At 45.9% G+C, this 6616-nt stretch carries 5 protein-coding genes; 1 reads left to right on the plus strand and 4 read right to left on the minus strand.

The features are described 5' to 3' along the window. Nucleotides 1–249 precede the first annotated feature (249 nt). The 4 genes from MHN01_RS12625 to MHN01_RS12640 form a co-directional block, all read right to left on the minus strand. On the minus strand, nucleotides 250–1785 hold the full coding sequence (locus MHN01_RS12625) for a YfcC family protein (protein ID WP_239411672.1): 1536 nt from the start codon (nucleotides 1783–1785) through the stop codon (nucleotides 250–252). 350 nt (nucleotides 1786–2135) lie between these two features. Then, nucleotides 2136–4046: a bifunctional UDP-sugar hydrolase/5'-nucleotidase gene (locus tag MHN01_RS12630; RefSeq protein ID WP_239411676.1), complete on the minus strand. Its 1911-nt coding sequence runs from the start codon at nucleotides 4044–4046 to the stop codon at nucleotides 2136–2138. Nucleotides 4047–4290: 244 nt separating this feature from the next. Then, a complete protein-coding gene (locus MHN01_RS12635; RefSeq protein WP_239411673.1) occupies nucleotides 4291–4641 on the minus strand; it encodes a putative quinol monooxygenase in 351 nt (116 codons plus the stop codon). A 75-nt stretch (nucleotides 4642–4716) separates the two neighbouring features. Then, on the minus strand, nucleotides 4717–5265 hold the full coding sequence (locus MHN01_RS12640; protein WP_239411674.1) for a hypothetical protein: 549 nt from the start codon (nucleotides 5263–5265) through the stop codon (nucleotides 4717–4719). Nucleotides 5266–5571: 306 nt separating this feature from the next. On the opposite strand from MHN01_RS12640, the gene MHN01_RS12645 reads away from it, so the two are divergent. Beyond that, nucleotides 5572–6616: hypothetical protein (locus MHN01_RS12645; RefSeq protein ID WP_239411675.1), on the plus strand; the 1045-nt coding region annotated here is incomplete at its 3' end.

The following is a 6616-nucleotide window of genomic DNA, read 5'->3' on the forward strand; positions in this document are numbered from 1 at the left end:
GATCTCTGAATGTCAAAATGTTCGGGCAGGGTGCCAAACATTTCAAGCGGCCCGGAGACTTCCAGCAAATCGAATTGGTCATAGAGCAATACCGTGATTGTAAATTGCGGTATAGATGGGACAGACTGGCTTTCTGACATAGTTATCCAATGAAATAAACGCTCGGTAGTTAAAGCATAGTGAATATATTATGACTCACTCTCAATCCAAAAGTATGAATTGAGAGTGATAGGTGGTGTCGAAGCGGGATTAGATATAAACGCTGATTAACAAGGTTGCGGCTGCCATCGCAACGAGAATGCCAAGCAGCGGCATTACAAATCGTAACCATTTATCGAAGGTGACATTAACCATAGCCAGTGAAGCGAGTACCAAACCGGTAGGCGTAATAAAGGCCATGAGCCCCATGCCAAATTGATATGAGCTGACAATATTGTCACGCGGAATACCGACCACATCGGCCAATGGCGCCATGATAGGCATCGACAGCACTGCCAAACCTGATGAAGAAGGTACAAAGAACGACACGCCTGCAAACAGGAACATCATGACAACAATGAACAGGCCTTTATCCATGCCTTCAACCATCGAGGCACTGGCATGCAGAATGGAGTCACTGATCATGCCGCCATCCATCAATACCGTTACACCTCGGGCAATCGCGATAATTAGTGCGACACCCAGCAAGTCATTGGCACCCTGAATAAACTCGCGGACAAACTCTTTTTCCGGGATCCTGTCAACCAGGGCAATAACGATGGCAGAAACGAAGAACAAGGTGGTCATTTCTTCAAACCACCAGCCGAGGCTGGATACGCCATATACCATAATAAAGAAGGTACTGGCGAACAGAGTCAGAATAATTGAGTGACGTTTTTCCAGCTTAGTTGCCGATGCGTTGGTATCGATATTTTTAAGGAAACGCTCTTCAATTTCTTTTTTCTGGTTATAGATCAGAGATTGGGTTGGATCTGCTTTTACCTTTTGTGCATAGCGAATGATATACACCATGCAGACAACGGTACCAGCAATTAACAATGCCATGCGTGAACCTAAGCCCAGGGTCCAGTTGATACCAGCTGCGTTAGAAGCAATGATGGTACTAAATGGGTTAACCGTCGAGCACATTGTACCTATAGAAGAACCAAGATAAATCGCGGCGAGGGCCACAATAGCGTCATAGCCAGCGGCAATAAAAATGGGAACGAGAATAGGGTAGAAGGCAATGGTCTCTTCAGCCATACCAAAGCTTGTACCGCCCAGGGCTATTAAGGCTGTCACTATTACAATGAGCCATTTTTCCCGCCCTGTCATGACTTGTGACAGACGGTTGATACCGGAGCCAAATGCACCTGAATGGTTGACGATGCCGATAAAGCCACCAATCACAAGAACAAAGAACACGACATCAATAGACTGATACATGCCTTGAATCGGTGCCTGGAATAAATCCATGATCCCTTGCGGATTCGGATCGACAGTGGTGTAGGAGTTAGGTATACCTACTGGTTTATAAATGTCACCGTTGACGAATTTTTCCAGATCAGCCTTAATGCCGACACTATCTAATGTTTCCTGCGTCGCGGGCAGTGTCTCTGTCTTGCCATCCGCATAGGTGATCATAAAACTATCACCTTCGTAGGACAGCTTGTTGTAGACACCGGCATCTACAAACCAGGTTAGCATTGCCACCAGCGCGGCAACGCAAAACAGTACTGTATATGCGGAAGGAAAGCTGAGCTTTTTCTTTGTCGGTCTGTCGACAGTAGTTCCATCGGTACTCATAACAACCCCTTTGTTAATTAGACTAGAATTTGAATGGTCAACCTAGTTTCTTCTGTGGATATAACTGTTAATTCTGGATAGTTGGACTGCTTTGATTGTCTGTTTTTGGGATTTTATTGTAAGTTTATGTTAAAAAACGGCCAAATATCACAATTGAATTATTTCGTGTGCTACGTGCTGAAAATTTGAGACTGCGAGCAAACTTTAAACACCTGTCGGCATTGAGAGAGGAGATGTAATGAACTGACTTGAAAGTGAAAAGTTGATGTGATGGCGATTGTTGATTGAAAAGTGAGCACAAAAAAACCTCCGTCTTCACGGAGGCTTTGTAGTTATGATTGTTGTTCGTCTTAGGCTTTATTTAGAGCTTTGGCAATAATTAGTTCCCGCTCAATCTGCTCTTTAGCGGCCGCTTCAGTGCTACTGCTTAGCTTTTGCTCCATCTGGGCTACATAACGTTTGAATTCATCACTAGTCGTAAAAATCTTATCTTTTACGTTAATGGATGCTGTGTTGGTATAGCGGCCATTCTTGCTGCTCGGCACTGAAATTTTACCTTCGTTGATAAGCGCCTTAACAATGTTGCGCTCTTTCTCAAAGCCTTCCAGCCCGCTCAGTGCCCAACGGTGCATTGGCTTGCCTTCGTACTTGCCGTTCTTCACTTCGGTCAGATAGCGGATAGTCAGGTTACGAATTGTGCCAGCGTCTTCGCCGTATTTTTCTTCAGTATCGAACAGTACCGGGAAATCACGCCCTTCAAGTACACCGCCAGCCTTGGTGAGGTGGCCCATACGGTAGCTGTTCATACCGATACGGATAGGCGTGGTGTCAGTGATCATGTTGCCATCGCTAAACTTCAGAGATTTGATTCGTTGACCCGCAGGTTCTGTCAGGTCAATGGTGTAGGTAACACCGGCAAAGAAGTCATTAGTCGAGTATTTTGATGAGCGTCGCTCTGGGTTAAAGCTGTAGGTAACATCACCCTCTTTAACGCTATTAAAGTAACCGGCAGACCATTCCATGTAGGTCTTCAGCTCTTTGCCCGTCATCTCATAAACTGTGATTTCACCACCGGCGTATTGGTAGTTGTAGGCAATATCTTTTGCCTTGATTTTGCCGACATCCAGTTCTGCATTGTCGTTGTCGATCTGCAGGGCTATAACATTGGCTTTAGGCGCATAGTACATGCTGGCTTCCTGGAAAAGCGTACTGATGCCTGTATCCTGAATGTGAACCTGAGGAATTCCCTTGATTTCATTCTCTGGCACCAGATCAACACCGGAAAGTTCAGCAATTACACGGTTTGCATTTTCACGCAGGCGCTTATGGTAAGGCGCATAAAGCTCTTCCATTTTTTCATCGGAAGCCGTGCCTTTAATTTTGTAGGTGTAGCTGTCTTTGTTCACCAGCGTGAATTGGCCATTTCTTTCTTCGAACTGCAGATCGACACGGGAAAGGGCACGGCCGTATTTGTCCGGCTCGGTGATAATGACGCCGTTAATTGTGACCTTGTCAATTCGGGTATGCATGTGACCGGCTACGATAGTATCGAGTTCCGGGTTGACGTTGGCAATGTCCCGGACACCGGTTGCTTCGATGTTATTTTCATTGTCGATACCCATATGCGCGACAAGCACAATAGCATCGACTTTGTCGTCAATCTGCTTGATGACTTTTTTCACTTCGAGCGCAGGATTGGTAAACGTCACGCCTTGAAGACGGTTCGTGCCTTCGGCAAATACTTGTGTCATTGGTGTGTCCATACCAATGAAACCGACTTTAACACCTTGTTTTTCGATAATTTTGTATGCAGGCAGGAACGGGTTACCATCAGGGCGTTTGATGTTACCGCCAAGTGACGTGCCTTTAAACTGAGTCAATGAACGATTAAGTACATTAAGGCCGAAGTCGAATTCGTGGTTGCCCAGTACCCAAATATCATAGTCCATTTCGTTGAAGCCCAGCATCATAGGGTCAACAGGTTCGTCTTTGAACGTCTCGACGAAGTTACCTTGAATGGTGTCGCCAGCATCAACCAGGATCACATTGTCCTGTTTTTCACGGATTGATTTTACCTTGGTAGCAATCTGGCTCAGGCTACCGCGCATATTGAGTTTGTCGCTGGCGTAGTCCCATGGCATAAAGTGGCCGTGAATATCTGAAGTACCAAGAATAGTGACATCAACGATGTCTCCATTTGCGGCAAAGGCCTGACCGGCAAGTGAGAGGCAGATGGCAGAGGCTAAGATATGTTTTTTCATCATTTAACTTATTATTGTCATTGGAATTTAGTTGATGATTCTAAATCTAATACTTAGGGGCTAGAGTGACGGAGATCGCTAAAGTTATGCAATGCGTATCTGTGTTTTATAAACTTGTGAGCGCTATCGCACATCACCTGGTTGAATATTGACGGTTCTGTCACTTAAGGGACTTTTAGAAAGAAAAGGACAACTCATTTCAAGGTGAACTGAGTTGTCCTGATAATAGGGTAGCAAAATTGGATTAGGCTAGTTTAGGTGCATCGTAGTTGCTTGGCTCATCGGAATAAATACACACATTCCATTTCTCTGCCGCTCCTGTGTCGGCTTCACAATGCTGGGCAAAAAAGCCCTGGATTTCTTCGCGCTGACAGTGTGCCTCGAAAGCCGCCATATCAGCCCAAATTTCATTAAAAGCAATTGGGTAGGAGTCGCCGGGTGCGAAATCGCTCGGGATGTGGCGAGTAACGATATACTGGATACAGCCATCTTCACGCAGGGTGTTGGGTTCTAAGGCTTGCAGGGCTTCGAACAGTTCCTGCTCGCGCCCGGCCTTGGGCTGGAACTGGGCAATACAATAGACTTTCTTAGACATCGTTGATTTCCTTATCACTTATGAATTGCAAGACTTGCTATTAAGCCCAAACAAGGGGCCTAGCCAATAATAGACTTAAAACGGGTATCGTACCGAGAAAGCAAGTGTCTGATCATTAACACCTTTAATTCGCCACTCTGCCCCCATAGAAAAAGCATCGCCGGTATGAAGGCGGGCATAGAGACTAAAGATGGTTATATCTTCCTCTGCTGCAATAACGCCAACCTTTCCGCCAGTTTCAAGCTGGGGCATTATCCAGGCAGATAAGCCGAAGTTCAGCTCGGAAGCCAGGCGTCCCATTGATTTATCATTCTCTTCATTCTTGAAGGACAGTAACTTAATTTGCCCGTTTAAGTCGGTGAACTGGTTAACGGCGGCATGGAAACCCAATCCGGCGCCGATGATCCAGTCATTTTCAAAACGACTCTCGGCCTCGGCAATCATATGGGCATTAGGATGAATTTCCTGGCTACCTGCAATACCTAATCCCCCGGGACTTAACGGCACGCGAACTTCGAAGTAATTGTAAGGGAAGTTGGCGGCGGCGTTCGCTGTGGAGCTCAGGCCAGATGCGGCAAGAAGAGCTGCGCTGCACAGTAGTTTGGTAGGGGATAAGGCATTCATGGATCAGTGTCGTACTCTTTCGTATTGAGATGTTTGATTATGCCAAAACAAGCGAGTAGATAGCTATCAGAAAATTTCTAGAACATGCTAAAAATCATAATGTTGAGTATTTTTAATCATAATTTGCTCGAGCAATATCACTTTCTTCTCAGAACCGAACAAAAGACAAAGAGAGGATACAGCCTAAACTAATAACACAACATATTGCCTTAAAAGGGTTTTATTTACTTGCACCTTTGGCGGTGATCAAAAGAGTAAGCGTGGTTTGTAGCTTGAAGTTCTCATGACGTTAAGGCAGGTGTAACGATGGCTGAGTCAATAGATAAGCAGGCACGTATCCAGGTGATTGGCGACCCGATTGAAGAATTGCCGACAAGTATTGATCGTGTTGACCAATGGGATATCTACAAATACCCCTCTGTGTTGGTAAATGTCGAACCTGCCCGACAAGATGAGATTCTGCTGAAGATTCGCAGTGATGAGCTTCGCCGACTTCAGCCGGTATTTTGTGTATCGCGCAGTAAAATGTCAGATGTGTTAGCAGATGGCTACCAAGAACAAATGAGGCACAGGATTCCCGCGATTGTTGAAAAGCTGAGCTTGTTGCACAAGACCTCTCATCCAGAGCCGCTGGATTTACTGGCATGGTATTGCTGGCCGCGATCTCATTTTCACCTCACACCTGTTTGGTCTGCCATCTATCAAAAAGGCTATCGCTACCCGTTATTGGACTGCCTGGTCGGGATCGAGTCAAACTTGGCTTTGATGCGGGCCGTGGAGCACCATCTGCTGGTACCCGGCAAATTGATCGACAGAATTCGGCTATGCAGAAATTGCCAGAGTGGCAGGCTCAACTATGTCGATGTCTGTCCTGAATGTAATAGTATCGATATTCATCTAAAACCCGGAGTTCACTGCTTTGTGTGTGGCTACGTCGATGATCAGGATGTCTTTATCCAATCGGGTGTGATGCAGTGCCCCAAGTGCGCGACCAAACTCCGACATATCGGTGTTGATTACGATAGGCCGTTGGAACGTTATAGCTGTTATTCCTGCTATATCCGCTTTATTGAGGCTGTCGTCAAAGTGCGTTGTCACGATTGCGGAGAAGTACAGTCGCCTGATGATCTGACGGTTTCAACAATTAGCGAGTTTCAGGTCGGTAAACTGGCCCGTCAAATTGCCCTTGAAGGTTCGCATCTGCTCCACCTTCCTCTAGCCTGGGGGGCTCCTATTACGGTTGATCATTTGCCCTGGCTTTTACAGTGGACTAGCTCGAACCAGAATCGATACGGCGGTGATAATACGGTGATGTTAATTTGGCTCTCGAATTTGTCGGAGGTAAAAATCG

It is taken from the genome of Photobacterium sp. OFAV2-7 (assembly GCF_022347985.1).
GTDB lineage: Bacteria > Pseudomonadota > Gammaproteobacteria > Enterobacterales > Vibrionaceae > Photobacterium.